23 protein-coding genes and 1 pseudogene are annotated in these 25,033 nt (G+C 65.3%); 14 read left to right on the plus strand and 10 right to left on the minus strand.

Annotated elements, in window-relative coordinates; all coding sequences use genetic code 11:
• The first annotated feature begins 91 nt into the window (after window positions 1-91).
• Complete coding sequence (locus ACRHIG_RS22735; RefSeq protein ID WP_475416222.1) at window positions 92-862, plus strand: spermine/spermidine synthase domain-containing protein; 771 nt, start codon at window positions 92-94, stop codon at window positions 860-862.
• Between the two features lie 153 nt (window positions 863-1,015).
• On the plus strand, window positions 1,016-3,901 hold the full coding sequence (locus ACRHIG_RS22740) for a bifunctional diguanylate cyclase/phosphodiesterase (protein ID WP_489627989.1): 2,886 nt from the start codon (window positions 1,016-1,018) through the stop codon (window positions 3,899-3,901).
• Between the two features lie 16 nt (window positions 3,902-3,917).
• Here ACRHIG_RS22740 and ACRHIG_RS22745 read toward each other — a convergent pair whose 3' ends face one another.
• The 6 genes from ACRHIG_RS22745 to ACRHIG_RS22770 form a co-directional block, all read right to left on the minus strand.
• On the minus strand, window positions 3,918-4,142 hold the full coding sequence (locus ACRHIG_RS22745; protein WP_489627990.1) for a hypothetical protein: 225 nt from the start codon (window positions 4,140-4,142) through the stop codon (window positions 3,918-3,920).
• A gap of 22 nt (window positions 4,143-4,164) precedes the next feature.
• A complete protein-coding gene (locus tag ACRHIG_RS22750) occupies window positions 4,165-5,046 on the minus strand; it encodes a LysR substrate-binding domain-containing protein (protein WP_475416225.1) in 882 nt (293 codons plus the stop codon).
• 81 nt (window positions 5,047-5,127) lie between these two features.
• A complete protein-coding gene (trhA, locus tag ACRHIG_RS22755; RefSeq protein WP_070222989.1) occupies window positions 5,128-5,745 on the minus strand; it encodes a PAQR family membrane homeostasis protein TrhA in 618 nt (205 codons plus the stop codon).
• 136 nt (window positions 5,746-5,881) lie between these two features.
• Complete coding sequence (locus tag ACRHIG_RS22760) at window positions 5,882-7,387, minus strand: NYN domain-containing protein (RefSeq protein ID WP_489627991.1); 1,506 nt, start codon at window positions 7,385-7,387, stop codon at window positions 5,882-5,884.
• A gap of 111 nt (window positions 7,388-7,498) precedes the next feature.
• Complete coding sequence (locus ACRHIG_RS22765; protein ID WP_489627992.1) at window positions 7,499-8,464, minus strand: dienelactone hydrolase family protein; 966 nt, start codon at window positions 8,462-8,464, stop codon at window positions 7,499-7,501.
• Window positions 8,464-8,640, minus strand: a complete 177-nt coding sequence (locus ACRHIG_RS22770) for a hypothetical protein (RefSeq protein WP_489627993.1) — start codon at window positions 8,638-8,640, stop codon at window positions 8,464-8,466. The genes ACRHIG_RS22765 and ACRHIG_RS22770 overlap by 1 nt, the downstream gene beginning before the upstream one ends.
• A gap of 214 nt (window positions 8,641-8,854) precedes the next feature.
• On the opposite strand from ACRHIG_RS22770, the gene ACRHIG_RS22775 reads away from it, so the two are divergent.
• Entirely contained in the window at window positions 8,855-9,226 is a 372-nt protein-coding gene (locus ACRHIG_RS22775; protein WP_489627994.1) for a flagellar basal body protein, read from the plus strand.
• Between the two features lie 25 nt (window positions 9,227-9,251).
• Here the strand turns inward: ACRHIG_RS22775 and ACRHIG_RS22780 are convergent, their stop codons facing one another.
• Window positions 9,252-9,851, minus strand: a complete 600-nt coding sequence (locus tag ACRHIG_RS22780; RefSeq protein ID WP_489627995.1) for a TetR/AcrR family transcriptional regulator — start codon at window positions 9,849-9,851, stop codon at window positions 9,252-9,254.
• Between the two features lie 140 nt (window positions 9,852-9,991).
• Between ACRHIG_RS22780 and ACRHIG_RS22785 the strand changes: the two genes are divergently transcribed.
• The 3 genes from ACRHIG_RS22785 to ACRHIG_RS22795 are packed head-to-tail and all read left to right on the plus strand — an operon-like array spanning window position 9,992 to window position 12,846.
• On the plus strand, window positions 9,992-11,053 hold the full coding sequence (locus ACRHIG_RS22785; protein WP_489627996.1) for a sugar phosphate isomerase/epimerase family protein: 1,062 nt from the start codon (window positions 9,992-9,994) through the stop codon (window positions 11,051-11,053).
• A gap of 12 nt (window positions 11,054-11,065) precedes the next feature.
• Window positions 11,066-11,920: an alpha/beta fold hydrolase gene (locus ACRHIG_RS22790; protein WP_489627997.1), complete on the plus strand. Its 855-nt coding sequence runs from the start codon at window positions 11,066-11,068 to the stop codon at window positions 11,918-11,920.
• The gene (locus ACRHIG_RS22795) at window positions 11,917-12,846 is read left to right on the plus strand and encodes an alpha/beta hydrolase (protein WP_489627998.1); all 930 of its coding nucleotides are present in this window, start codon (window positions 11,917-11,919) and stop codon (window positions 12,844-12,846) included. Before ACRHIG_RS22790 ends, ACRHIG_RS22795 begins: the two co-directional genes overlap by 4 nt.
• Before the next feature lie 53 nt (window positions 12,847-12,899).
• On the opposite strand, the gene ACRHIG_RS22800 is transcribed toward ACRHIG_RS22795, so the two are convergent.
• Both ACRHIG_RS22800 and ACRHIG_RS22805 read right to left on the minus strand, forming a co-directional pair.
• The gene (locus ACRHIG_RS22800) at window positions 12,900-13,436 is read right to left on the minus strand and encodes a molybdopterin-dependent oxidoreductase (RefSeq protein ID WP_489627999.1); all 537 of its coding nucleotides are present in this window, start codon (window positions 13,434-13,436) and stop codon (window positions 12,900-12,902) included.
• Between the two features lie 30 nt (window positions 13,437-13,466).
• Window positions 13,467-15,461 (minus strand): TonB-dependent receptor plug domain-containing protein, encoded by a 1,995-nt coding sequence (locus ACRHIG_RS22805; RefSeq protein ID WP_489628000.1) that lies wholly within the window; start codon window positions 15,459-15,461, stop codon window positions 13,467-13,469.
• A gap of 269 nt (window positions 15,462-15,730) precedes the next feature.
• Between ACRHIG_RS22805 and ACRHIG_RS22810 the strand changes: the two genes are divergently transcribed.
• The 8 genes and pseudogenes from ACRHIG_RS22810 to ACRHIG_RS22845 all read left to right on the plus strand — a co-directional run bounded on the left by ACRHIG_RS22810 (window position 15,731) and on the right by ACRHIG_RS22845 (window position 23,870).
• Complete coding sequence (locus ACRHIG_RS22810; protein ID WP_489628001.1) at window positions 15,731-16,555, plus strand: IclR family transcriptional regulator; 825 nt, start codon at window positions 15,731-15,733, stop codon at window positions 16,553-16,555.
• Window positions 16,556-16,606: 51 nt separating this feature from the next.
• Window positions 16,607-17,761, plus strand: coding sequence for an acyl-CoA dehydrogenase family protein (locus ACRHIG_RS22815; protein ID WP_034782861.1), 1,155 nt, complete (start codon window positions 16,607-16,609; stop codon window positions 17,759-17,761).
• A gap of 11 nt (window positions 17,762-17,772) precedes the next feature.
• On the plus strand, window positions 17,773-19,311 hold the full coding sequence (locus ACRHIG_RS22820) for a class I adenylate-forming enzyme family protein (protein WP_489628002.1): 1,539 nt from the start codon (window positions 17,773-17,775) through the stop codon (window positions 19,309-19,311).
• A 60-nt stretch (window positions 19,312-19,371) separates the two neighbouring features.
• Window positions 19,372-20,537, plus strand: a pseudogene (locus tag ACRHIG_RS22825) (ABC transporter substrate-binding protein).
• A gap of 104 nt (window positions 20,538-20,641) precedes the next feature.
• A complete protein-coding gene (locus tag ACRHIG_RS22830; RefSeq protein WP_489628003.1) occupies window positions 20,642-21,514 on the plus strand; it encodes a branched-chain amino acid ABC transporter permease in 873 nt (290 codons plus the stop codon).
• Complete coding sequence (locus ACRHIG_RS22835; protein ID WP_489628004.1) at window positions 21,511-22,470, plus strand: branched-chain amino acid ABC transporter permease; 960 nt, start codon at window positions 21,511-21,513, stop codon at window positions 22,468-22,470. The genes ACRHIG_RS22830 and ACRHIG_RS22835 overlap by 4 nt, the downstream gene beginning before the upstream one ends.
• Window positions 22,463-23,176, plus strand: a complete 714-nt coding sequence (locus tag ACRHIG_RS22840) for an ABC transporter ATP-binding protein (RefSeq protein ID WP_475416239.1) — start codon at window positions 22,463-22,465, stop codon at window positions 23,174-23,176. Before ACRHIG_RS22835 ends, ACRHIG_RS22840 begins: the two co-directional genes overlap by 8 nt.
• Window positions 23,169-23,870 carry an ABC transporter ATP-binding protein gene (locus ACRHIG_RS22845; RefSeq protein WP_489628005.1) on the plus strand — a complete coding sequence of 234 codons (702 nt, stop codon included), beginning with the start codon at window positions 23,169-23,171 and terminating at the stop codon, window positions 23,868-23,870. The genes ACRHIG_RS22840 and ACRHIG_RS22845 overlap by 8 nt, the downstream gene beginning before the upstream one ends.
• Before the next feature lie 14 nt (window positions 23,871-23,884).
• Here the strand turns inward: ACRHIG_RS22845 and ACRHIG_RS22850 are convergent, their stop codons facing one another.
• Complete coding sequence (locus tag ACRHIG_RS22850; protein WP_489628006.1) at window positions 23,885-24,871, minus strand: HDOD domain-containing protein; 987 nt, start codon at window positions 24,869-24,871, stop codon at window positions 23,885-23,887.
• Window positions 24,872-25,033: the final 162 nt, after the last annotated feature.

Consider the following 25,033-nt stretch of genomic DNA (forward strand, 5'->3'; position numbering starts at 1 on the left):
CGCGGATTAATCGGGTATGCTCACGGGAGCTTATCAGATTTCTCTGAATGCAACAAAGCATCTCCCCCAGTCCACTCAGCGAAGTCGTCCCATGCCGGAAAACAGAAGCACCACCCCGCTTGCCCCGCAGGTGCATACCTGTGGCGACCGGCGCCGCCTGGAATTCCAGCCAGGCATGATCCAGAGCGAAATGCTGCTGTCGCGCCCCGACCATCTGCTGCTGCGCTATGCGCGCGCCATGATGTGCTTTACCCTGTTCGTGCCGCGTCCCCGGCATATCCTGATGGTGGGCCTGGGCGGCGGTTCGCTGCTGAAATTCTGCCACCGCCACCTGCCCGACACCCGTATCACGGTGCTGGAATTGCGCGCCGACGTGATCGCCCTGCGCGAGCAATTCATGCTGCCGCCCGACGACGCGCGCCTGCGCATCATCGAAACGGATGCCGTCAGCTATATCCGCCAGCATCCGGGCTGCGCCGACGTGCTGCTGCTCGACGGCTACGACGAAACGGGCTTGCCGCCCGCCCTCGGCAGCGCCCGCTTCTATGCGGACTGCCTGCGCACGCTGCTGCCCGGCGGCGTGCTGGTGGCCAACCTGTTCAGTTATGACGAGCACTATCCCGCCATGCTGGCGCGCCTGATGCTCACCTTCCGCGGCGCCGTGTGCCACTTCGACGACATCGCCGGCAACAACCGCATCATCTTCGCCGCCAGGCCGGACAAGCTCGGGGCGGGCCGCGCCCTGCGCGTCGTGCGCCTGGTGCGCTGGCGCCGCGCATGCGGCCTGGCTTGCCTGAACCGGCTGCTGCCGGCATGGCAGTTGTGGCGCTTGCGCCGGCAATCAGGCGCACGCGACAACTGATAGTCGCCCGCCATGGCCATAGATATTGTTGCTTATTAGCAGCGATCTGGTGCAAAATTCGCATGATGGATGTGGTTTATGACAAACTACGGCCTGCGCGGGCCCGCAGGTGCTGCCGAGCAATTGTGTCCATGAAGTGAGATAGGAAAACCCATGCTGCGTGGCCGCCTGCCATTGTCGATTTCCGCCGCGGCCGCGCTGACCTTCGCCTGCGGCGTCAGCGTGACGGCCGTGCTGTTCGCCGCCATCAGCCAGCTCGAATACGACAAGATGAGCCTGAGCCTGCAGCAGCGCGCCGGCGCCAGGGTGGCCGCCATCGAGCAGGGGCTCGATGACGCCGTCGAGGTGCTGACGACGACGAACCAGCTGTTTGCCGCCGTCGTGCCCGTCACGCGCGAGCAGTTCCACGCCTTCACCACGCCGCTGCTGCAGCGCCACCCGTTCATCCAGGCCTTCAATTTCCACCGTATCGTGCCGCATGCCCAGCGCGACGCCTTCGAGGCCGAGCTGCGGCGCATCGCACCCGATTACGCCATGACGGAAATGCGCGATGGCGTCATCGTGCCCGCGACGACGCGCGCCAGCTATCTGGTGGTCGATTACCTCGAACCCTTGCAGGGCAACCGCCCCGCCTTCGGCCTGAACGTCAGCCCGAACGGCGTGCTGGCGCGCGCGCTGGAGCAGGCCATCATCAGCGGCCAGACCACCGCCACCGGCCTGCTGGCCCTGGCGCAGGGACCGCAGCAGGGCTTCGTCATCGTGCGTCCCGTGTACCGCCACGGCGTGCCGCTGCAAACGGTGCAGCAGCGGCGCGCGGCACTGATCGGCGATACGGCGGTCATCGTGCGGGCCGGGGAGCTGGTGCAGAAGATCCTCGCCGGCGCCGACCTGCTGGGCGACCCGCAGCTCGAACTGAGCGTCTACGCCGACGCCGGCGCCGACCCGCGCCAGATGATCTTCCGGCATGGCCAGGCGCCTGTAGACGAAGCGGGCGGCGCCTGGGAATCGCTGCCGCGCTGGCTGCAATTTGCCTACCACAGCCACTATGACCGGGCCTTCGTTTCCGCCGGCCGGCCGTGGCATGTGCGCGTGGTGGCCCATCCGCGCCCCTTCCTGGCCGACCACCTGGGTTCCCTTTTCACGCTGATCATGGGTCTGCTGTTCAGCATGCTGACGGCCGCCTTCGTGCAGTCGCTGACGCAGCGCTCGCGCCGCGTGCAACTGCTGGTGGAGCAGCGCACGGCCGACCTCAAGCGCAGCAACGAGCTGCTCAGCGCCGACGTGCGCGCGCGCCAGCGCACCGAACGCGCCCTGCAGGAAAGCGAAAAACGCTTCCGCCGCCTGCTGGCCCTGTCCTCGGACTGGTACTGGGAACAGGACGCCAACTTCTGCTTCACCCACATCACCAGCGGTTTCACGGACAAGTCGAACATGCCGCTGGAACGCTTCATCGGCATGACGCGCTGGGACAACAACCCGGAAATGCGCAATTCGCGCTGGGGCAAGCAGCATATCGCCAAGCTGGAAGCGCACCTGCCCTTTTCCAACCTCGAATATGCGATGCAGGACCGCGACGGCCAGCTGCGCTGGTTCAGCATCAATGGCGAACCGCTGTTCAACGAGCTGGGCGAATTTCGCGGCTACCGGGGCACGGGTTCCGAAATCACGGAGCGCAAGCTGGCCGAGCAGCAAATCCAGCACATCGCCCACCACGACGTGCTGACGGGCTTGCCCAACCGCGCCCTGCTGCGCGACCGCCTGGCGCAAGCGATGGCCCTGTCGCGCCGCAAGAACCGCGCCCTATGGGTGCTGTTGATCGACCTCGACCGTTTCAAGTTCGTGAACGACAGCCTGGGTCACAAGGCCGGCGACCTGCTGCTGAAAACCATCGCCACGCGCCTGCAGGCCAGCCTGCGCGAGACCGATACGGTGGCGCGCCTGTCGGGCGACGAATTCGTCGCCATCCTGTGCGAACAGGCCGACGAGGTGCTCAGCGCCGCCATCGTGCAGCGCGTGATGGATGCCGTGGCCCAGCCGGTACTGTTGGATGGCAAGGAATTCTTCGTCACCTGCAGCATCGGCGTGGCCGTCTACGACATGTCGCGCTACGACGCCCCCGGCGACGTGACCCTGAATGGCGAGACGCAGAACCTGATCGAGCAGGCCGACATCGCCATGTACTGCGCCAAGAAACAGGGGCGCAACAACATCAAGTTCTATACGACAGCCATGAACCAGGCCACCCTGGAGCGCCTGCGCATCGAGACGGCGCTGCGCAACGCGCTCGAACGCGAGCAGTTCGTGCTGCATTACCAGCCGCAGGTGGACCTGGCCAGCGGGCGCATCGTCGGCGTGGAAGCGCTGCTGCGCTGGCAGCACCCGGACCTGGGCATGGTGGCGCCGCAGCGCTTCATCGCGCTGGCGGAAGATACGGGCCTGATCGTGCCGATCGGCGCCTGGGTCATGCGCGAGGCGTGCGCGCAGGTGAAACGCTGGCATGCGGCGGGACTGGACACGCTGCGCCTGGCCGTGAACCTGTCGGCGCGCCAGTTCAACGAGCCGAACCTGGTCGCCTCGATCGCCGAAGTGCTGCTGGAAACGGGCCTGCCGCCCGCCTGCCTGGAACTGGAACTGACGGAAAGCCTGTTCATGCACGACGTGGCGCTGGCCGTCAGCCAGCTGCACGACATGAAGGCGCTGGGGGTGCAGCTGTCGATCGACGACTTCGGCACCGGCTATTCCAGCTTCGCCTACCTGCGCACCTTCCCCATCGACGTGCTGAAGATCGACCGCAGTTTCGTCGGCGACGTGGCGCGCGACGCGGACGACGCGGCCATCGTCGTCTCCATCATCGCCCTGGCGCACAACTTAAAACTGCGCGTGGTGGCCGAAGGCGTGGAAACGGCCGAGCAGCTGGACTACCTGCGCCAGCACGGCTGCGACGAGGCGCAAGGCTATTACTTCAGTCACCCGCTGCCCGCGCACGAGGTGGAACTGCTGCTGCGGGCCGAAACGAAGGAAGTGAACGCCGCGGCCTGACGCGCGTGCGCGCAGGCTAGCCCGCCGGCAGCCTGGCGAGCAGCGCCAGTTCCTTCCAGTCGTCAGCGAGGCCGGCTGCCGCCAGAAACTCCGCCACGCCCTCGCTGGCGTCGATGTCGGGCGCGCTGCCCGGCTTGGCCCACAGATTGTCGCACTCGGTGCAAACGACCACCTCCTGCCCCGTCTTTCTGACTTTCGCAAGAATCAGGTCGCCGTATTCGCCGCAGGTAGGACACTCCATTTCCGTCTCCTTCATGCCCGGCCTACAGCTTGTGCTGCAGGAATTCGAGGAAACAGCTGATGCGCTGCGCCAGCTGCGTGTTGCGGTAGTAGACGGCGTGGATCTGCTGGCGGTAGCCCGTGTAGAACGGCTGCAGCACTTTCACCAGGCGGCCGGCGGCGATATCGTCCTTCGTCATGAAATCGGACAGGCAGACGATGCCCTGGTCGTGCAGGGCCAGCTGGCGCAGGGTTTCGCCGCTGGAGGCGGCCAGCGCGGGCACGATCTGCAGGCTGTTGCCCGCTTCGTGGCGCAGCGGCCAGTTGTTGCCCAGGTCGTACTGGGCAAAGCCCAGCAGCGCATGGCCGGACAGCGCTTCCGGCGTGGCCGGTTCGCCGTGGCGCGCCAGGTAGGCGGGCGTGGCCAGCACGTGCAGCGGACTGGCAGTCAGGGCGCGCGCATGCAGGGTCGAGTCGACCAGGGCGCCGATGCGGATGGCGATATCGGTGCGGTGCTCGAGCAGGTCGGCGATCTGGTCGTTGCTGGTCAGCTCCAGGCGGATGTCCGGGTACATGGCGCGAAATTCGGCCACGTGGGGCACCACGCAATGGAGCATGAAGGGCGAGGCGGCATCGACGGACAGGCGCCCGGCCGGTTTCTGGCGGCGGATGCGGATCGACTCTTCCACGTCCTCCATCGAGGCGAGGATGGCGCGCGCCTTGTCCAGGAACAGCTGCCCCTCTTCCGTCAGCTCCATGCGCCGCGTGGTGCGCGTCAGCAGCGACGTGGCCAGCTTGTCTTCCAGGCGCGACAGGGCGCGGCTGACGCCCGACGTGGTTTGCCCCAGGTGCCCGGCGGCCGCGCTCAGGGTGCCGCTGTCGATGACGGTGACGAAAATTTTCAGGTCGTCCGAATTGATATCCATTGCTGCCTTATTGTTGCCTGCATTTCACATATCCCGCCATTATAATGGAATCATGGCAACAGTGAGAGCAAGCAGGCAACGTCAGGCAACGTAAAACAAAATGGCGATAAAATGGCAGCTGCTGCCGGCCAGCACGAACAGGTGCCAGATGCCGTGGCCATGGCGCAGCTTGTGGTCGGTGGCATAGAAAGCGATGCCGCCCGTGTAGCACAGCCCGCCCGCCACCAGCCATAGGAAACCGTTCCACTCGAGCGCCGCCAGCAGCGGCTTGATGCCGATGACGATCAGCCAGCCCATGGCCACGTAAATCACCAGCGACAGGATGCGCGCGCCTTTCGCATACACATATTCCTGCACGATGCCAAACAGCGCAAGGCCCCAGACGACGCCGAACAGCGACCAGCCCCACGGCCCGCGCAGGGTCACCAGCATGAAGGGCGTGTAGGTGCCCGCGATGAGCAGGTAGATGGCGCAATGGTCGAGCCGCTGCAGCACGGCCTTGGCCTTGCCGCGCACGCTGTGGTACAGGGTGGAAGTGAGGTACAGGGTCAGCAGCATGGCCGCGTACACGCTGCAGCTGACGATTTTCCAGGGATCGCCCGTGCGGGCCGCCGCGACGATCAGGATGACGCCGCCGATGGCCGCCAGCGCGGCGCCCACCGTATGGGAAATGCTGTTGAACCGTTCACCGTGGTACATGCTTGACCGCCCGCTGCGTTAAAAACAGGCTCATCCTACACGCTTGGGGAGATCGGGGTGCGCGGTTTGCGCAAGGCAGGCACAGGAAAAGCCGGGGCGCATGCGATTGCCGCCCCGCTTGTTCCTGCTCAAACTATCAAGCCGCTTCCGCCTTCTTGCGCGCGGGACGGCGCGCCGGGGTCTTGCGCGGCGCCTTGGCCGGCTTGTCTTCCGCCACGACGGCCGCTTCCACCGGCGCCGCCTCAATCACGGGCGCCGCTTCCGCCACGGCGTCGGCCGCCTTCCTGGCCGGCTTTTTCGCCGCTGCCGTCTTGCGCGCCGGCGTGCGCTGCTTGGCCTTCGGCTTCGCTTCGGCGGCCGCTTCCACGATCGCTTCGGCTACAGGTTCAGGCACGGGCGCAGGCATGGCTTCCACCACCGCCACCTCGACGGCCTCGGCGCGCGCTTCGCGGGCGCCATCGCCATTCTTGCGGCCGCCACGGCCATTGCGGCGCGAACCACGCTTGGCGTTGCCCTCTTCCGCTGCCACCTCGACCACCGCTTCCACGGCTTCGGCCACTTCATGCACGATCTCCGGCTGCGGCGCGGGCGCATACTGCTCGACGACAGCCGATTCAGCCTCGGCCACCGGCACGAAAGCCTGTGGCGCGGACTCGCCGCGGCGCTGCTCGCTCTGCTTGCGGCCGCCACGGCCGTTGCGGCGCGAATCGCGGCGGCTGCCGCCTTCACGGTGACTGCCCTCTTCCGCCGTCGCGCCCGTCTCGCCGGCGACGATGGCTTCGCTGGAAGCTTCCCCGTTCACGGGCGCAGCGACAGGCACCAGGCCGCTGCTGCGGTAGACATAGGCGCCCGATTTTTCATCGCGGCCAAATTCCAGCAAGCCGCGCGCCTGCGCTTCTTCCAGCAGGTTGCCGAAGGTGCGGAAACCGTAGTAGGACTCGCTGAAGTCCGGCTTGCGGCGCTTGATCGCTTCCTTCAGCATCGAGGCCCAGATCTTGCCGCTGTCGCCCCGCTCGGACACCAGCGCGTCGAAGGTCGCGACGGCCATTTCGATCGCTTCCGTCTTGCGCGACTCGTATTTTTCCTTGCGGCGCACTTCTTCGTCGGGCGAACGCTTGGCCGCCGGGGTTTCGCGCGCGTCGCGCTTGGCGGCCGTGCGGCGGCTCTCGCGCACCAGGTCGTCGTAGAAAATGAATTCGTCGCAGTTCGCCACCAGCAGGTCGGAAGTCGACTGCTTGACGCCCACGCCGATCACCTGCTTGGCGTTTTCGCGCAATTTCGACACCAGCGGCGAAAAATCGGAATCGCCGCTGATGATGACGAAGGTGTTCACGTGGGCCTTGGTGTAGCACAGGTCCAGCGCATCGACGACGAGGCGGATGTCGGCCGAATTCTTGCCGGACTGGCGCACGTGGGGAATTTCGATCAGCTCGAAGTTCGCCTCATGCATGGTGCCCTTGAAGCTTTTATAACGGTCCCAGTCGCAATAGGCCTTCTTGACGACGATACTGCCCTTGAGCAACAAACGTTCCAGGATGGGTTTGATGTCGAATTTTTCGTAATTTGCATCTCGCACGCCGAGCGCGACGTTCTCGAAGTCGCAAAACACGGCCATGCTGAGGTTTTCTGGGGATGACGCCATAAGGGTGAATTCTCGCTGATGATAAGGGCGGACGGGAAGCGCAACGCCTCCCTTTTCGCCTAGTATATTCGCCCATCCCCCGTTTCGGCGACAACTATCGTGCGCGGCGGCCTATTGCGCGCCGCCGGCGGCGCTCGCGCTGGCGCCGGCGACCGGCCAAACGACGCTTTCATCGACCGAATACAGCTGGCATGGCAGGCTGCTGCGGCGCTGGCACGAAGCGAGCGCGCGCACATCGGGACTTTCGCCCTCCTCGGCCCAGCCCCAGGCGCCGCTGGCCGACAAGGCAAAGGCGCGCGGCGCGGTTTTCTCCAGGAAGTCGCGGTAGGCGGCGCGGCCCTGCTCTTCCAGGTAGGGCACGGCGGCGATATCGTCCTGCGGCGCGAAATGCGTGGCGGGCGGCGACGGCGCATCGGCCACGCGGTAGACCTGGCGCACCGGCATGCCGATCTTCTGCAGGAAGCGCTCGGTGGCGGGCAGCCACACGGCCACCCCGTCGCGGCTGCCCAGGGTCAGGTGGGCGTCGCGCTTGAACGGGCCATACGCCAGCAGTTGCGCCCGGCCGCCTGAACCGGTAAAGGAATTGAACAGCCGCCGCGCCAGCGCCGGCGAAAAGTACGAGTCATTCGCGCCATACAGCCACAGGCTGGGAATGTGGTTGTAGGCGCCCAGGGTGGCAAAGGACTTGGCCAGCGCTCCTTGCCAGTCGCAGCCGGGCATGTCGACGCGCAAGCCGCCGGAAAAATTGAGCACGCCGCGCACGCCGGGCAGCACCCGGGTGGCCAGCGCCAGCGCCGCCATGCCGCCATACGACTGCCCCGCGACGACGATGCGCTGCGGGTCGACCCAGCCCTGGCGGCGCGCATACGCCAGCGCGGCGAGCATGTCGCGCGCCTGGCCCTGGGCGTTGCCCAGCATGTCGCAGCCGAAATCGCGGTAAGCGCCAGTGGAGCGCGCAAAACCGGCGCGCATCGGCAGCATCACGGCATAGCCGCGGCGCACGAACTCGGTCGCCATATAGATGAAGCGCTCGCGCTGCTGCAGCCGGGCCGGGCCGGCCTGCTTGCCGTGGTTCATCAGCAGCAGGGGAAACGGGCCGGGGCCGGGGGACGGAACACCGTCGTTTCCAGCGTTTCGCGCAAGCCATCGCCCGCCGGCACCATGATCACCTGCTCGTTCAGGCGCGCATCGAACGGTAGCTGCGAGGGAACAAGCTGGGCTTTCAGGGGCAGGCAAAGCAGGCTGAGCAGCATACCCAGCGAAATGGGGCGAAGCAGGTGGAAAATGGCGCACTCCGTGGATGACTTCCCTGCCAGTCTAGACAGTGAAATAGCACAGAACAATATAAAAAAATTACGTGACACACATATTTTTTGCGGCAACCACCTGCGGAAAAAAATTATTGCCTTGCACCAACCAATTTTCCGTCTGGCGGGAGTAAACTGGAAGCCTTCTGAAGGAGCCGCCATGTCCATCTCCGCCCTCACCACCGGTACCTCGGGGCTCACCGCCAACCAGCGCGCGCTGGATGTGGCCGCCAACAATATCGCCAACGCGAATACGCCGGGCTTCCAGCCGCAGTCGGCCGATTTCCAGGAAGCCAGCCCGGCCGGCACGGGCGTCACCCTCTCGGTCGAAGGGCGCAAGCTGGCCGCCAGCGAAAGCGTCAGCGGCGCCAATGCGACCGCGGCCAAGGCGGCCGAAAGCCGGCCGAACGGCGTGGGCCTCGCTTCCGAACTGACGGATAACCTCGTCTACAAGGCCGGTTTCAACCTGTCGGCGAACGTCGTCAAGGCGGCCGACCAGGCACTGGGCAGCCTGATCGACGTCAAGACCTGAACACAGTGACTATCGGCAAGATAGTCTAGTTTTTCATTTCCAGCGCCAATGGCGCCATCGCCGGCGTGATCAGCGCCAGCAGCCGTTCGGCGGGAATGCCGTCGCGCGCCTGCACCGACAAGCCATGCAGCAAGGCCGCATAGTAGTCGCCCAGCGCCTGCACGTCGGCTTCCCCTTTTAATTCCCCTGCCAGTTGCGCCGCGCGCAGGCGCTCGATGACGGCTTGCGTGCGCGCGCGGCGGTGCTGCGCCAGCCAGTCGGCGATGCCCGCGTTTTCCGCGCTCGTGTTCGTGGCGGCCGTGACCACCATGCAGCCTTGCGGCTGGCCGCTGCGCGTATACAGCAGCACGGCTTCTTCCAGCATGCGCGCCACCGCGTCGCGCACGTTCAGGCTGGCCGCCAGCGCGTGCACGGCAAATGCGCCTTCTCCCGTTTCATACAGCTCCACGGCTTCGCGGAACAGCTGCTCCTTCGAGCCGAACGCCGCATAGATGCGCGCGGAGGCGATGCCCAGCGCCGCCACCAGGTCGGCCATCGATACGCCTTCGTAGCCGCGCGTCCAGAACGCGTCGCGCGCTTTTTCCAGCGCCAGCGCGCGGTCGAATTCCCTCGGTCTTCCTGCCATTTTTATCCTCTGCTTGCGAAGTGGCGGCCAGTATAACGCCTGGCGCCCGCGGCGCGTTCGCGATTTATTTTGCATCCCGGGCTTGACCGCGCCAACAATTTCGCCTATTCTTTGTCGATCGACAAACAATAGGAGCCGATATGAAAACCATCCAAGGACCAAGCCTGCACCTGGCACAATTCGCCGCCGACACGGCGCCCTTCAACACCCTGCCCGCCATCGCCGAGTGGGCGGCAGGCATGGGCTTCAAGGCCCTGCAGATTCCCGCCTGGGATGCGCGCCTGTTCGACGTGGCACAGGCCGCGCACAGCCAGCAATACTGCGACGACCTGGTCGCCATGCTGGCCAGCCATGGCCTGGTCATCAGCGAACTGACGACGCACATCCTCGGCCAGCTGGTGGCCGTGCACCCGGCCTACGACGCGCTGTGCGACAGCTTCGCCCCGGCACATCTGCACGGCCAGCCGGCCGCGCGCACCGAGTGGGCCATCGAGCAAGTGAAATTGGCGGCCATGGCGTCGAAACGCCTGGGCCTGACCGACATGGGCACCTTCTCCGGCTCGTTCGCCTGGCCCTACCTGTTCCCGTTCCCGCAGCGCCCGCCCGGCCTGATCGAGGCGGCCTTCGACGAACTGGCACGCCGCTGGCTGCCCATCCTCGACGTGTGCGAGGAACAGGGCATCAACCTGTGCTACGAAATCCATCCCAGCGAAGACCTGCACGACGGCATCAGCTTCGAGATGTTCTACGAGCGCGTGGGCCGCCACCCGCGCTGCAAGATGCTGTTCGACCCCAGCCACTTCGTGCTGCAGCAGCTGAACTACCTGGAATTCATCGACATCTACAAGGACCATATCCGCATGTTCCATGTGAAGGATGCGGAGTTCAATCCGACGGGTCGGCAAGGCATCTACGGCGGCTACCAGTCGTGGGAAAACCGCGCCGGGCGCTTCCGCTCGCTGGGCGACGGCCAGGTCGACTTCAAGGCCATCTTCTCGAAGATGGCGCAGAACGACTACGCGGGCTGGGCCACGCTGGAATGGGAATGCTGCCTGAAGGACCAGGAAGTGGGCGCGCGCGAAGGCGTGGCCTTCATCAATGCCCACATCATTCCCGTGACCGACAAGATCTTCGACGACTTCGCCGGCGCCCCCGTCAGCGCACAACAGATCAATACCCTGCTCGGCATCGAGCATCACTAATCAAGGAAACATATGAACGACTTCATTCACGACTACGTGCGCATCGACGGCCAGCGCCTGCATTGCGTCATCGCCGGCGAAGGCAAACCCGTGCTGCTGATCCCCGGCTGGCCGCAAACCTGGTATGCGTGGCGCCACGTGATGGCGGCGCTGGCCGCCAGCGGCTACCAGGCCATCGCCATCGATCCGCCGGGCAGCGGCCATTCGAGCCGCCCGGCCGATGGCTACGATACGGGCACCATTGCCGCCACCCTGCACCGCGCCATGCTGGCCCTGGGCCACACGCAGTACGACGTGGTTGGCCACGACATCGGCATGTGGGTCGGCTATGCGCTGGCCAGCGATTTCCCGCAGGCCGTGACGAAACTGGCGCTGACGGAAGCCGTGATTCCCGGCCTGGCCCCGGCGCCGCCGATTTTCGTCGCGCCGTCGGATAACATCTTCCTGTGGCACTTCATGTTCAACCAGGTGCTCGATTTGCCGGAAATGCTCACGGCGGGCAAGGAACGCGAATACATCCGCTTCATCCTTGACCGCTGGTCCTACCGCCGCGACAAGGTGGCCGTCGACGTGTATGCGGACGCGTATGCCACGCCGGGCGCGCTGCGCGCCGGCTTCGCCTACTACCGGGCGATTCCGGAAACCATCCGGCAAAACCTCGAACGGGCGAAGACGCGCCTGGCCATGCCGGTGCTGGCCATCGGCGCCGACCACGCCACCAACGACGCGCCGCTGCTGACCATGCAGGGCAAGGCGGACATCCTGCAAGGCGCCATCGTTGCCGAATGCGGCCACTTCATCATGGAAGAACAGCCGGAAGCGTTCATCGCCCACCTGCTGCCGTTCCTGGCCGGAGAGCCCGCATGAGCCTCGATCCGCTGATCGCCGCCTGGCTGGACCAGACCAGGGATGCGCCGCCGCCCGCCTCGCTGGCGGACCTGCGCGCGGCCACGGAAACGGGACTGCGCCAGCTGCACGGGCCATTGGAAGACGTCGCGTCCGTCACGGATTACGTGCTGCCGGGCGAGCATGCGCTCACCGTGCGCGCCTACGTGCCCGCCGGCGCGGACACGGGCCAGCCTTTGCCGGCCATCGTCTTCGCGCATGGCGGAGGATGGTGTCTGTGCTCGCTGGAGCTGTACGACAATCCCTGCCGCGCGCTGGCCAACGCCACCGGTTGCGTGATCTTTTCCGTCGACTACCGGCTGGCGCCCGAGCACAAGTTTCCCGTGCCGCTGAACGACTTTTACGGGGCCCTGTGCTGGGTCGCCGAGCAGGCGGAGATGCTGGGCATCGATGCGAAACGGCTGGCCGTGGGCGGCGACAGCGCAGGCGGCAACCTGGCGGCGGCCGCCGCCCTGATGGCGCGCGACCAGGCGGGACCCGCGCTGGCGCACCAGTTGCTGCTGTACCCGGCGCTTGATTTCGCCTTCGACACGCCGTCCTACCAGCGCTATGCGGAAGGCCACTCGCTGACGCGGGAAGCGATGCGCTTTTGCTGGTCGGCCTACCTGAACGAGCCGGCTGACGGCGCGCAGCCCTACGCGGCGCCCCTGCAGGCCGCGTCGCTCAAGGACCTGCCGCCGGCGACCGTGCTGGTATGCGAATACGACCCGCTGCACGACGAAGGCGAAGCCTATGCGCGGTATTTGCGCGACAACGGCGTGGCGGCGCAATGCGTGCAGCTCGACGGCATGATCCATGCATCGATACACATGCTGGGCCTGACGCCAGCGGCGCGCGGCTTGTTCGACGTGGCGGGCAAGGCCATGCGGCAAGCGCTGGCGGCATAGAAAAAACGCGCCGGGGATGGCTCCACGGCGCGTTTTTTAGTATCAGCTGCGCATCACTCCACCAGCTTGCGCACCTCGATGGCGTTCAGCCACTTCACATGGCGCGGACCCGTACGGATATCCTTGGCCGAGATGAGGGCGATTTCGCCATCGCTGTCGTCGAGGGCCTTGCCGTTTTTTTCATAATAGACGATCACGCCCTCGCCGGCCGGCGCGTTATACAGCTCGCCCCAGGAAAACACCACCGCATAGCCATCGGTGGCCGTGGCGATGATGGCGAGCTTCTTGACGTCGTTGTGGCCGGGCGCGTCCAGCGCCGCCTTGTCGAGGATGTCGCGCAGGCGCACGCCCTTGTAACTGGTGATGGTTTCGGCCTTGTCGCCATTGTGGCGCGTGACGGCGATGTCTCCGCCATTGGCCGGCGGCAGCTGGCGCAGGCCGGCCACTGTCAGGGTCAACGGCGCTGCCACCTTGCCCGTCACGGTGAGCGTGTGGCTCATATTCTCGCGCGCCGGCGCCGGGCCGGCCCATGCGGGGGCCGCCGCCAGCAGCGCCGCCGAAACGAGGCTCGTCAGTATGGTCTTCAACATGCTATGTCCTTTCATGGAACAATCAAAAAATCAGAACTGGTATTGCGCATTGGCCAGCCAGGTGCGGCCCGCGCCGGGAAAACCGTCGGCCAGCGCGTAGTTGCGGTCAGCCAGGTTCGCCACGCCCGCTTCCAAGGTCAAGGCCGGCAGGGGACGGTACACGGCCTTCAGGTTCACTGCCGCAAAACCGCCCAGCTCCAGCGTGTTCGAGACCCAGCGCCCGCTGTTCGCTTCCGCGATGGCCACCACGTCGACCTGGCGCGCCGCGTGCAGCACGGCGTGCGCCGTCAGCTTGTGGCGCGGCACGTCCGTCAGGCGGATGGCGCGGTCGCTGACGTTCTTCATCTCCGTGTACGTGTAATTGCCGCCGAAATCGAGCCAGGCGCCGGCGCGGCCGCGCACGCCCAGTTCCACGCCGCTGATGTGCGCCCTGCCCGCGTTGCGCATCTGCGAACGCACGCCCGCCACGTTCGCCACGCTCTGGATCTTGTCCTTCACGTCGCTGTAGAACAGCGCCGCTTCCAGGCTGGCACCCTGCATGCTTCCTTGATACCCCAGCTCGTAATTCATCGCCTGCTCGGCGCGCAAGGCCGGGTTTTCGATATACGTGCCCAGGCGCTGCGAGTAGCGGTCCTTCAGGGTCGGCAGGCGCGACTTGCGCGCCACGGTGGCATACACACGCGAGTCAAGACCGGTCTTGTGGAACAATCCCGCCTGCAGGTCGGTGGCCGATTGATTATCGGGCAAGGTGTAGGCATTGCCGGCGCTGTAGACCGTGTCCGGACGCAGTGCGTTGCGCGAGGCGCCCAGCGACAGTTCCGTCGCCGCATTGAGGGCGATGCTGTCTTCCGCGCCCAGGGTCCACAGCGCGTCCTTGTACCAGGTGGTGCGCACGCCCTTGCCATCGCGTTCCTGGTGCTCGTCGGCCTTGTAGCTGGCCACAAGGCGCAGGCTGTGCGCGGCCAGGCGGAACGATTCGAGCTCCACCGCGCCGCCGTTCGTGCGGTCGTTATAGATGCTGCTCCCGCCGCTGACGCTGCCCTGGCCGCTGGTCTTGATCGTGCTGTAGCTGCCATTGGTGAACGAGGTGATTTCATTGTCATAGCTGTCGTGGTACAAGCGCAGTTTCAGGCGTTCCTGCCGGCCCAGGCGCGTCTGCGAGACGAGATACACGCTTTCCTTGTTCCAGTATGGCCATTGCCAGTAGCGCGCGCCAACGGGATTCGTCGATGGCGGCTGGCCCTTTTCGCCATGCTGCTTGTAGTAACTGAGCGCATACTCGTCGCCCGCCTGCGCACCATCGGGCGTGTAGCCCACCTTGAACGACAGCTTGTGGTCCTTGCGATAGGCGTTATTGCGCATGCCGCCGCCTTCCGTGGCCGTGGGGCGGAAATCGGACGACAGAGGAAAGCCGTCGCTGTCGATATACGACACGCCCGCCTGCAGATACCACAGGCCTTGGTTCGTGCCCGCGTTGGCCGACACCTGGCGCTCGCTGCCCGAACCGAATCCCACTGACGCATCGCCTTCCATCAAAGCCGTCGGTTTGCGCGACACCAGGTTGATGGCGCCGCCCAGGGTATTGGCGCCGTAGGCCACGGAACTGAAGCCCTTGGCCACCTGGATGGCGGCCAGGTCGGACGTCGTGAAGCGATTGAAATCGACGTAGCCGTCATACGGCACGTAGACGGGAATGCCGTCGATGTACAGCGGCACCTGGCGCGCATCGAAGCCGCGGATGGCCACGGTTTTCTCGTTGCGCGCATTGGTCGACAGCGACACGCCGGACAGCAAATTCAATGCGTCGCCCACGTTGTCGCGGTTAAAGCGGCGCATCTCGGCGCGGCTCACTTGCGCGCCCACCTGCTGTTCCATCTGGCCTGCCTGTTCACGCTGGCCTACCACCGTCACCGTGCCCAGCACGAACGCCGCCGCCTCATCCTTGCCGCTTGTCTGCTGCGCCTGCGCCATCTGCGCCAGCGCCAGCATCACGGCGCCTGCCAATACCTGTTTCACCATCGTCATCTTGCTCTCTTCCGTTATATATCGTCTTATATAGCGATATGCAAAAAAAGCGGCCACGCATGCGGCGGCCGTCATCCAACGGCGCAATATACAGATGTATATAACGATACTCAAGCGGCAAGGGAAAAAGCCCTCGCGCAAGTCAATTCCTCACGTTTTTTCATGCACCGCAGCATTTCGCTGTGCGAACGAATGTTTCACAAAACGATTGACACGTCCAATTTGGCTAGGCAAACTGATTTCCAGGGAGTTCGAAAATGAATGCAAATATGACAAATATTCAGGCCGCAACGGATCCGGAAATCATCGTCTTCGGCGATGACGAGGAAGGCAAGGACCGCCAGTTCGTCAACGCGCTGGCGCGGGGCCTGGAAGTGCTCCGCTGCTTTCGCCCCGGCGAAGTATTCCTGTCGAATGCGGACATGGCCAAGCGCACGGGCATCCCCAAGCCCACCATTTCGCGCCTCACCTACACCCTCACCAAACTGGGCTACCTCAATTATTCGGACAACCTGGGCAAGTACCAGCTGGGCGCCGGCGTGCTGGCCCTCGGCTACCGCATGCTGTCGAACCTCGACGTGCGCAAGATGGCGCGTCCGCTGATGGAGGAACTGGCCGAACATGCGCAGGCGTCCGTGTCGCTGGGTACGCGCGACCGCCTCAGCATGGTCTACGTGGAAACGTGCCGCAGCAGCGCCAACGTCACCCTGCGCCTCGACGTCGGCTCGCGCATTCCCCTGATGACGACGGCCATGGGCAAGGCCCTGCTGTGCATCCTGCCGCAGGCCGAACGCGACTACCTGATGGACCACGCCAGGGTACATGAGACGGAGCGCTGGCCGCGCATCAAGGCCGGCATCGAGCAAGGCTTCAAGGATTACCAGGACCGGGGCTTTTGCATCTCCGCCGGCGAGTGGCAGAACGACGTGCATGCCGTGGGCGTGCCCATGCTGGGTGCCGACGGCGAACAGGTGATGGCCTTCAATTGCGGCGGCCCCGCCTTCCTGCTGTCGCGCGAAAAACTCGAATCCGACCTGGGACCGCGTCTGGTGGCCCTGGTCAAGACAGTGGAAAAAAACCTGGGCCGCGGTTAGACTGCGCGCCCCCTCTCAACGACAGATCAACTCAAAGCGCCGAGGAAACCGATGATACGCGACGAAGAAACCCTGAACATCCTGCTCGACAGCATCGCCCGTTTCGTGCGCGAAGTGCTGGTGCCGAACGAGGCGCTGGTGGCCGAGACGGACACGATCCCGCCCGCCATCGTGGCGCAGATGCGCGAGCTGGGCCTGTTCGGCCTGTCCATCCCTGAAGCCTACGGCGGCCTGGAACTGAGCATGGAAGAGGAAGTGCGCGTCGCGTTTGAGATCGCCCGCACCTCGCCCGCCTTCCGCTCGCTGATCGGCACGAACAACGGCATCGGCTCGCAAGGCATCGTCATCGACGGCACGGAAGCGCAAAAACAATACTATCTGCCCAAGCTGGCGGCCGGCGAGATCATCGGCTCGTTCGCCCTGACGGAAGCGGGATCGGGGTCGGATGCCGCCTCGCTGCGCACGACGGCCGTGCGCGACGGCGACTTCTATATCCTCAACGGCAGCAAGCGCTACATCACCAATGCGCCCGAGGCCAGCATTTTTACCGTCATGGCCCGCACGGACCCCGTCAAGCGCGGCGCCTCGGCCATTTCCGCCTTCATCGTGGAAAAGGATACGCCAGGCCTTTCCCTGGGCAAAATAGATAAGAAAATGGGCCAGCAAGGCGCGCATACCTGCGACGTCATCTTCGAAAATTGCCGCGTTCCCGCCGCGAACATCATCGGCGGCAAGGAAGGCGTGGGTTTCAAGACAGCCATGAAGGTGCTCGACAAGGGCCGGCTGCACATCGCCGCCGTCTGCGTGGGCGCGGCCGAACGCATGCTGGCCGACGCCCTCGCCTACGCCATGGAGCGCCAGCAGTTCGGCCAGCCCATCGCCGAATTCCAGCTGATCCAGGCCATGCTGGCCGACAGCAAGGCGGAAATCTACGCGGCGCGCAGCATGGTGCTCGACGCGGCGCGGCGGCGCGACAACAAGGAAGACATCTCGACGGAAGCGTCGTGCTGCAAGCTGTTCGCCTCCGAAATGTGCGGCAGAGTCGCCGACCGCTCCGTGCAGATCCACGGCGGCGCCGGCTACATCAGCGAATACGCGGCCGAACGCTTCTACCGCGACGTGCGCCTGTTCCGCATCTACGAAGGCACGACGCAGATCCAGCAGATCGTCATCGCCCGCAACATGATCAAGGCAGCGCAAAAGTGAAGGAGGCCGCGATGGACATTCCCGCCCTGCTGGCCCACTTGCCGGCGCGCCTGTCGGCCATCCCCATCTATTGGGCGGCGCGCGCGCCGGACGCGCCCGCGCTGCATGAAGGGGGCCGCAGCTGGACCTACGCCCAGCTGCGGCACAGTGTGGACAGCGCCGCGCAGCTGCTGCGCCGACTGGACGTGCGCGCCGGCGACCGCCTGATGGTGGTGGGCGAGAACTGTGCGCTGCAGGTGGCGCTGATCTTTGCCGCCGCCAGCATCGACGCCTGGATCGTCAACGTCAATGCACGGCTGTCGGCGCGCGAGATCGACACCATCGCCATGCATTCCAGTGCGCGGCGCGTGCTGTTCCTGTCCGGCGCTTCGCCGGAAGCGGCCACGCATGCGGCGCGTCTGGGCGCGGCCAGCGCCACGGTCGACGGCATGGGCGAGCTGCTGGCGGGCGACTTGAACGAGGCGGCCATCGCGGAAGACACGGTGCCCGGCAACGAACAGGTGGCCGCGCTGATCTACACGACGGGCACGACGGGGCAATCAAAAGGCGTGATGCTCACGCACCGCAACCTGCTGTTCATCGCCGCCGTCTCCAGCACCCTGCGCGGCTTGAGCAGCACCGACCGCGCCTACGGCGTGCTGCCGATTTCCCACGTGTACGGCCTGGCATCGGTGGCCCTGGGCACCCTGTATGCGGGCGCCGCGCTGTACCTGGTGCCGCGCTTTTCCGTCGACGGCCTGCTCTCGGCCCTGAAGGACGACGGCTTGACCATCGTGCAGGGCGTGCCCGCCATGTACGCCAAGCTGCTGCAAACCCTGGGCGGCGCCGACACGCCGCTGCCGACCCGGCTGCGCTTTGCGTACGCGGGCGGCTCGCCGCTGGCGCCGTCGCTCAAGCGCGACGTGGAGAAACTGCTGGGCACCGCGCTGCACAATGGCTACGGCATGACGGAAAGCGCCCCCACCATCAGCCAGACGCGCCTGGAAACGCCGCGCCGCGACGACTCCGTGGGCATGCCGATCCCCGGCGTGGAAGTACGCGTGGTGGACGTGGCCGGCAAGGATGTGGCGCCGGGCGAGCCGGGGGAACTGTGGATACGCGGGCCGAACATCATGGCCGGCTATTACCGCGAGCCGGCCATGACGGCGGCCACCATGCGCGACGGCGGCTGGCTCAATACGGGCGACATGGCGCGCCAGGACCCGGACGGCGCCCTCTTCATCGTGGGTCGCACCAAGGAACTGATCATCCGCTCCGGCTTCAATGTGTATCCGCTGGAAGTGGAAACGGCGCTCAACGCCCACGCTTCCGTGGTGCAGTCGGCCGTGGTGGGACGCACCCTGGCCGATGGCAACGAGGACGTCATCGCCTACGTGGAGCTGGACCCGCGCCAGCCTGCCAGCGTGGCAGAATTACAGGCCTGGCTGGCGCAGACCCTGTCGCCGTACAAGTGCCCGTCCGCCATCATCGTCATGGAAGCGCTGCCGGCGGCCGCCACGGGCAAGATTTTAAAGGGGCAGCTGCGGCAAATGGCGCAGAATGCACGATAAGTTGACCATGCAGTACCAGACCCGACAATAAAACCAAGCCACATCACCGGAGGAGACACGATGAAACGCACCTACACACGCATCGCCATGGCAGCGCTGGTCGCCAGCGCCTGGATGGCGCACGCCAGCGCCGACGAATTCCTGGTCGGCGCGGAAATCCCGCTGACGGGCAACCTGGCGCGGGTCGGCGCCGGCATGCAGGAAGGGATCATGGTCGCGGCCGAGGTATTCAACAAGACCAACGGCAAGCACACCATCAAGATCATCACCGTCGACGACGAATCGGCGCCCGCCAAGGCCATCGCCGCCGTGGAAAAGCTGGCCAGCCAGGGCGTGGTGGCCATCACGGGCGGCTATGGCTCGAACAATATCTCTCCCGCCTCGGACACGGCGAATAAACTGGGCCTCGTCTACATCACCTCGGGCGGCGTGGACGACAGCCTGGTGGCCAGCGGGCGCAAGAATTTTTCCGCATCAATAACACGGCCGGCTATGAAAAAGCCATGCTGGGACTGCTAGCCGACGTGGGCGCCAAATCCGTTTCCATCGTGTATTCGACCAAGGACGCCACCACGGGCCTGGCGAAAGACGTGGAAAAGGCCCTGGCCGCCAAGGGCGTGAAGGTGACGACGCACTCGTTCGACCCGGCGATCACGGACTTCAAGCCCATCATCAACAAGATCAAGCTGCAGGATAAATCCGAAGTGGTGGCCATGGTCGGCTACGAAAACGATTACGTGGGCATCATCCGCGCCGCCCGCGTGCTGAAACCGAAGATCAAGGCCATGGTGGGCGTGTGGTCGCTGGCCACGCCGAAGATGGCGGCCGACTTCCCCGACCTGATGCCGAATGTCTTCGGCACTGCCCTGCTGCCCTTCCCGACGGAATTCAAGACAGCCGACGGCAAGGCCTTCAGCGACGCCTACAAGCAGCTGTACAAGAAGGAGCCGGACTACCTGGGCCAGTTCGGCTATGTGCAGTCGATGCTGCTGTTCGAAGCGATCGCGCGCGCGGCCGACAAGGGCACGCTGAAGAAAGGCGGCGTGGCCGACGAGATGCGCAAGACGGACCGCGAAACCCTGATCGGCCGCGTGCAGTTCGCCGCCAACGGCGACAACCAGAACTTCGTGCACCGCATGGCGCAGCACCAGGACAAGAAGGTGGTGATCGTCTGGCCGAAGGAGCACGCGACGGGCAAACTGGCCTACCCTGCCCTGCCCTGGTAGGCAGCCTCCCGCTGCACACGCGCGCGCCCGCAGGACGCGCACCGATGAACGGCGGTCCTGGTGCCTCTTCGCGACGCACCAGGGCTGTCTGACGGGATGACGACATGACAGAATTAATCTTGCAAGCCCTGTATTCGGGCTTGCTGCAGGGCGGCTCCTACGCCCTGATCGCACTGGGACTGGCGCTGGTGTTCGGCACCATGAAAGTGATCAACCTGGCGCACGGCGAACTGGTGCTGCTGGCCGCCTACATCGCCTACAGCGTGGAATCGGGCCTGGGCCTGGGCCCCATGTTCGCCATTCCCATCGCGCTGGTGATCGTCAGCCTGACATCGGTCGGCGTCTACCTGATCGTCAGCCGCATCAAGAAGGACCGCGAAATCAATTCGCTGATCCTCACCTACGGCATCGGCGTCATCCTCACCAATTTCATTTTGCTGGTCTGGAAGGCCGACATCCGCTCGACCTCGTCGAGCTGGCTGCAGGAAGGCTTCGAGATCGGCCCGTTTTTCAGCATGCGCAGCGAAGTGATCTTCTTTGGCGTCAGCCTGCTGCTGATGGCGGCCCTGTGGCGCTGGCTGTCGACCAGCTGGTATGGCCGCGCCGTGCGCGCCGTCTCCAGCAACCGCGACGCGGCCAAGCTGATGGGCATCGATCCGGGCCGCACGGAACTGGTCTCGTTCCTGGTCGCCGGCATCCTGGCCGCCTTCGCCGGCGTGGCCCTGTTCAGCTATGGCGTGATCCAGCCGGCCTACGGCGGCGCGCTGACGGTGAAAGCCTTCATCATCACGGTGCTGGCCGGCATCGGCTCGATACCGGGCGTGCTGATCGCCGCCGTGCTGCTGGGCGTGGCCGAAGCCTTGACCGTCACCCTGGCCAGCTCCGCGCTGCAGGAATTGTCCGGCATGGTGCTGTTCCTGCTGGTGTTGTTCATCATGCCGAACGGCCTGTTCGGCGCACAACGGAGGCGCGGATGAAGCGCTCGACACTGATTTCAACGGCCGGCCTGCTGCTGGCCGCGTATGTCGCCGTGCCGCTGGCCTTGGGCGCCAACCAGTATGTGATGAGCATGGTGGTGGCGGCGCTGGTCATCGGCGGCGTAGCCATGTCCTGGGCCCTGCTCGGTAATTTGGGCGGCATGGTCAGCTTCGGCCATGCCGCGTTCTTCGGCGTGGGGGCGTATGTCTCCGCGCTGGCCACCGTGAAACTGGGCTTGCCCGTGTTTGCCGCCATGCTGCTGGGCGGCGCGGGCGCGGCCATCGCCGCCGTCATCATGCTGCCCGTGCTGCGGCTGCGCGGGCCGTATTTTGCGCTGGCCATCCTCGCCTACGCCCACATCTTCCGCATCCTGGCCACGGAATGGAGTGCCGTGACGGGCGGCGCCGGCGGCATCAACAATATCCCGGCCTTGCCCACCGTCTTCGGCTTCGACCTGGCCAGCAAGACGGGCGCCTACCTGGTGGTGCTGACCCTGGTGGTGGCGTGCGCCTTTGCCTACGGCCGCATCCGCGCCAGCCATTACGGCATCGCTCTGCGCGCCATGCACGACAGCGAAGACGCCACGCGCGTCGTCGGCGTCAACAGCACCTTGCTGAAAGGCGCGATGCTGCTCGTGTCGGCCTTCATGGCGGGCCTGTTCGGCGCCTTCAACGCCCACTACATCAACTTCCTCGAGCCCGACTACGCCTTCAACAGCCTGTGGGTGACTTTGCCGATCGTGGCGGCCATCTTCGGTGGCTACCGCACCATACTCGGCCCCGTGCTGGGCGCCGTCGTGGTCTACCTGGTCGACCAGCTGATCTTCAAATCGCTGATCCCCACGGGTCACCAGCTGGTGCTGGGCGTGCTGCTGGTGGCGATGATCGTCTTCAGTCCGAACGGCTTGCTGCCGCTGCTGAAAAAAGCGCTGGGTAAGGAGAAAGCACATGCTTGAACTCGATAATGTGTCCGTGCGCTTCGGCGGCCTGACGGCCGTCGACAGCGTCACCCTGAACGTGGGCAGCCACGACGTGATCGGCCTGGTGGGCGCGAACGGCGCCGGCAAGACCACCCTGTTCAATGCCATTTCCGGCCTGGTGCGTCCCACCAGCGGCGGCATCCGCTTCGAGGGACGCGACATCATGGCCACTCCCATGTACCAGCGCGCCCGCCTGGGGCTGGGCCGCACCTTCCAGATTCCGCAGCCGATGCATGAACTGACGGTGCGCGAAAACCTCGTCGTGGCGCAGCGCTTCGGCACCGGCAAGGTGGACATGCGCAAGATCGACGAAATCCTCGATTTCACGAGCCTGGCGGACAAGGCCGGGCGCGACGCGGCCAGCGAACTGGCGCTGACGGAACTCAAAGCGCTGGAAGTGGCCAAGGCGCTGGCGACCAACCCGAAACTGCTGCTGTTAGATGAAGTGCTGGCGGGCCTGGAAACGAACGGCAAGCGCCGCTTCATGGGCATGCTCAAGGACTTGCACGCCGCCTTTGGCGTGGGCATCGTCATGATCGAGCATGACATCGAGACCATCAGCAATCTGTGCCAGCGCGTGGCCGTGCTCAATTTTGGCCAGCTGATCGCCGACGGCACGCCGGATGCCGTCTTCCGCGATCCGGCCGTCATCGAAAGCTATACGGGAGCAGCGCATGCTTAACATAGAAAATCTGCGCGCCGGCTATGGCGCCATCAACGTGCTGTGGGACGTGTCGCTGTCGATCCGGAAGGGCAAGCTGACCACCATCATCGGACCGAACGGGGCCGGCAAGACGACCCTGCTGCGCGCCATCATGGGTTTGCTGCCCGTGGGCGCGGGCAGCATCGCGCTCGACGGCGTGGCCATCAACGGCACGCCGACGTGGAAGATGAGCGACGCGAGGGTCACGATGATCCCGGAAGGCCGCATGACATTCCGCGACATGAGCGTGGAAGAAAACCTGATCATGGGTGCGTTTCCGAAGGAGCACCGCAGCCGCATGCCGGCGCGCCTGGCCGAAGCCTACGCCATGTTCCCGCGCCTGCACGAGAGGCGCCGCCAGCTGGCCGGCTCGCTCTCCGGCGGCGAGGCGCAGATGCTGGCGATGGCGCGGGGCCTGATGTCGGACCCGTCATTATTGATCATCGACGAACCGTCGCTGGGCCTGGCGCCGCTGGTGGTCAACGAGCTGTTCGAGATCCTCGCGCGCCTGAACGACGGCAAGCGCACCATCATTTTAGTGGAGCAGAACACGGCGCGCGCCGTCGGCGTGGCCGATCACGTCTACCTGATGCAAAGCGGTAAGGTGGCGCTGTCGCAGGCGGCGGTCGATGTCGACCTCGAGCACCTGCATGCGCTGTATTTTGCGCGCTGAGCGGCCTGCGGCCATCACTCCTCGTCGTCGTCCTCGTCGTCGGCCAGCTTGTCAAACACCTGCAGCTCGGCCTTGCTCAGTCCCGTCATCACAAAGGGATCATCGGCGGGAAAGCGGCCCGTATCAACCAGCATGCGCAGCTTGCTCAAGCGCTCGCCCAGCGCCAGCGCCTGCGCCTGGGGATCGGCGTCGGCCTGCCCGATCGCGCGCGTCACGGACTCGGGAAACTCCCATAGTTCGGCGATCCGTACCGACAGGATGCGCGCTTGCGCAAATACCTGGGCAATGAAGGCGTCCGATTGCGGAAAGGCATCCGGCGCATGCATCTGGTCGATCAGCCGGAAGGCCACCACCAGGCCGACATTGGCCATCAATCCCGCCAGATAGGCGTCGAAGGCGTTGGCCTGCATGGCCGGCGCGACCAGGTTGGCCGCCAGCGCGCATTTCTCGGACTGGCGCCAGATCAGCGGCGCCGTGCGTATGGTCAGGCCGCCGCTTTGCATGCTGACGATGGGACGGAAGGCGACGCGGGCAAGCAGCATGCGCATGCCGTTTTGCCCCAGCAGCATGATGGCGCCTTCCATGTTGTTGATCGACGGGCTGGCGTTGTAGCGCGAATGGTAGCAGGGCCGGTTCGCTTCGCGGTAGACCTCGGCGACCAGCAGCACGTCCTGGGCCAGCTGGGCCGACAGCTTGGCCGCGCTCATGTTTTCATCTTGCAAGGTCCGCATCAACTGGGGAATGATGGCCGGAATGCGCGGTATCAGCGCGGCGCCGGCGACCGGTTCGCGGGCCAGGCGCGCCAATTCGTCCAGAATCTGCCGTTCCGCCTCCGCCGGCGCCTGCGCCGAACCGGCGGCCGCCAGCCAGCGGTAGTAGACGGCATCGATTTCGGCGATGGTCGCCGGCTGCCGCGCCATCTCGGGCGCCGCCGCTGCCGTGAGGGGCGCCGCCTTGTTTTTGTCGTCGCCGCCGTTCAGTAATTTTCCTATCCAACCCATGTTATTCTTCCAGCCCTATGTGCATCACTATCGCGAAATCCGCTGCGCGATTTTACTTGATGACGGCAGCGCCGGTGCGGCGGGCGTGGCCGGCCTTGTCCATCTGCCGCAACATGCTAAAGTGGCACGACATGAACCCTGCCCTGCCCAACCAGCGATCCA

The sequence above is a fragment of the Janthinobacterium sp. C22 genome (genome assembly GCF_057919405.1).

Excerpts from the sequence above, each read along its gene's own strand:
- ACRHIG_RS22735 (WP_475416222.1), top strand. The coding sequence starts at position 92 with ATGCCGGAAAACAGAAGCACCACCCCGCTTGCCCCGCAGGTGCATACC.
- ACRHIG_RS22740 (WP_489627989.1), top strand. The coding sequence starts at position 1,016 with ATGCTGCGTGGCCGCCTGCCATTGTCGATTTCCGCCGCGGCCGCGCTG.
- ACRHIG_RS22745 (WP_489627990.1), bottom strand. The coding sequence starts at position 4,142 with ATGGAGTGTCCTACCTGCGGCGAATACGGCGACCTGATTCTTGCGAAA.
- ACRHIG_RS22750 (WP_475416225.1), bottom strand. The coding sequence starts at position 5,046 with ATGGATATCAATTCGGACGACCTGAAAATTTTCGTCACCGTCATCGAC.
- trhA (WP_070222989.1), bottom strand. The coding sequence starts at position 5,745 with ATGTACCACGGTGAACGGTTCAACAGCATTTCCCATACGGTGGGCGCC.
- ACRHIG_RS22760 (WP_489627991.1), bottom strand. The coding sequence starts at position 7,387 with ATGGCGTCATCCCCAGAAAACCTCAGCATGGCCGTGTTTTGCGACTTC.
- ACRHIG_RS22765 (WP_489627992.1), bottom strand. The coding sequence starts at position 8,464 with ATGAACCACGGCAAGCAGGCCGGCCCGGCCCGGCTGCAGCAGCGCGAG.
- ACRHIG_RS22770 (WP_489627993.1), bottom strand. The coding sequence starts at position 8,640 with ATGCTGCTCAGCCTGCTTTGCCTGCCCCTGAAAGCCCAGCTTGTTCCC.
- ACRHIG_RS22775 (WP_489627994.1), top strand. The coding sequence starts at position 8,855 with ATGTCCATCTCCGCCCTCACCACCGGTACCTCGGGGCTCACCGCCAAC.
- ACRHIG_RS22780 (WP_489627995.1), bottom strand. The coding sequence starts at position 9,851 with ATGGCAGGAAGACCGAGGGAATTCGACCGCGCGCTGGCGCTGGAAAAA.
- ACRHIG_RS22785 (WP_489627996.1), top strand. The coding sequence starts at position 9,992 with ATGAAAACCATCCAAGGACCAAGCCTGCACCTGGCACAATTCGCCGCC.
- ACRHIG_RS22790 (WP_489627997.1), top strand. The coding sequence starts at position 11,066 with ATGAACGACTTCATTCACGACTACGTGCGCATCGACGGCCAGCGCCTG.
- ACRHIG_RS22795 (WP_489627998.1), top strand. The coding sequence starts at position 11,917 with ATGAGCCTCGATCCGCTGATCGCCGCCTGGCTGGACCAGACCAGGGAT.
- ACRHIG_RS22800 (WP_489627999.1), bottom strand. The coding sequence starts at position 13,436 with ATGTTGAAGACCATACTGACGAGCCTCGTTTCGGCGGCGCTGCTGGCG.
- ACRHIG_RS22805 (WP_489628000.1), bottom strand. The coding sequence starts at position 15,461 with ATGACGATGGTGAAACAGGTATTGGCAGGCGCCGTGATGCTGGCGCTG.
- ACRHIG_RS22810 (WP_489628001.1), top strand. The coding sequence starts at position 15,731 with ATGACAAATATTCAGGCCGCAACGGATCCGGAAATCATCGTCTTCGGC.
- ACRHIG_RS22815 (WP_034782861.1), top strand. The coding sequence starts at position 16,607 with ATGATACGCGACGAAGAAACCCTGAACATCCTGCTCGACAGCATCGCC.
- ACRHIG_RS22820 (WP_489628002.1), top strand. The coding sequence starts at position 17,773 with ATGGACATTCCCGCCCTGCTGGCCCACTTGCCGGCGCGCCTGTCGGCC.
- ACRHIG_RS22830 (WP_489628003.1), top strand. The coding sequence starts at position 20,642 with ATGACAGAATTAATCTTGCAAGCCCTGTATTCGGGCTTGCTGCAGGGC.
- ACRHIG_RS22835 (WP_489628004.1), top strand. The coding sequence starts at position 21,511 with ATGAAGCGCTCGACACTGATTTCAACGGCCGGCCTGCTGCTGGCCGCG.
- ACRHIG_RS22840 (WP_475416239.1), top strand. The coding sequence starts at position 22,463 with ATGCTTGAACTCGATAATGTGTCCGTGCGCTTCGGCGGCCTGACGGCC.
- ACRHIG_RS22845 (WP_489628005.1), top strand. The coding sequence starts at position 23,169 with ATGCTTAACATAGAAAATCTGCGCGCCGGCTATGGCGCCATCAACGTG.
- ACRHIG_RS22850 (WP_489628006.1), bottom strand. The coding sequence starts at position 24,871 with ATGGGTTGGATAGGAAAATTACTGAACGGCGGCGACGACAAAAACAAG.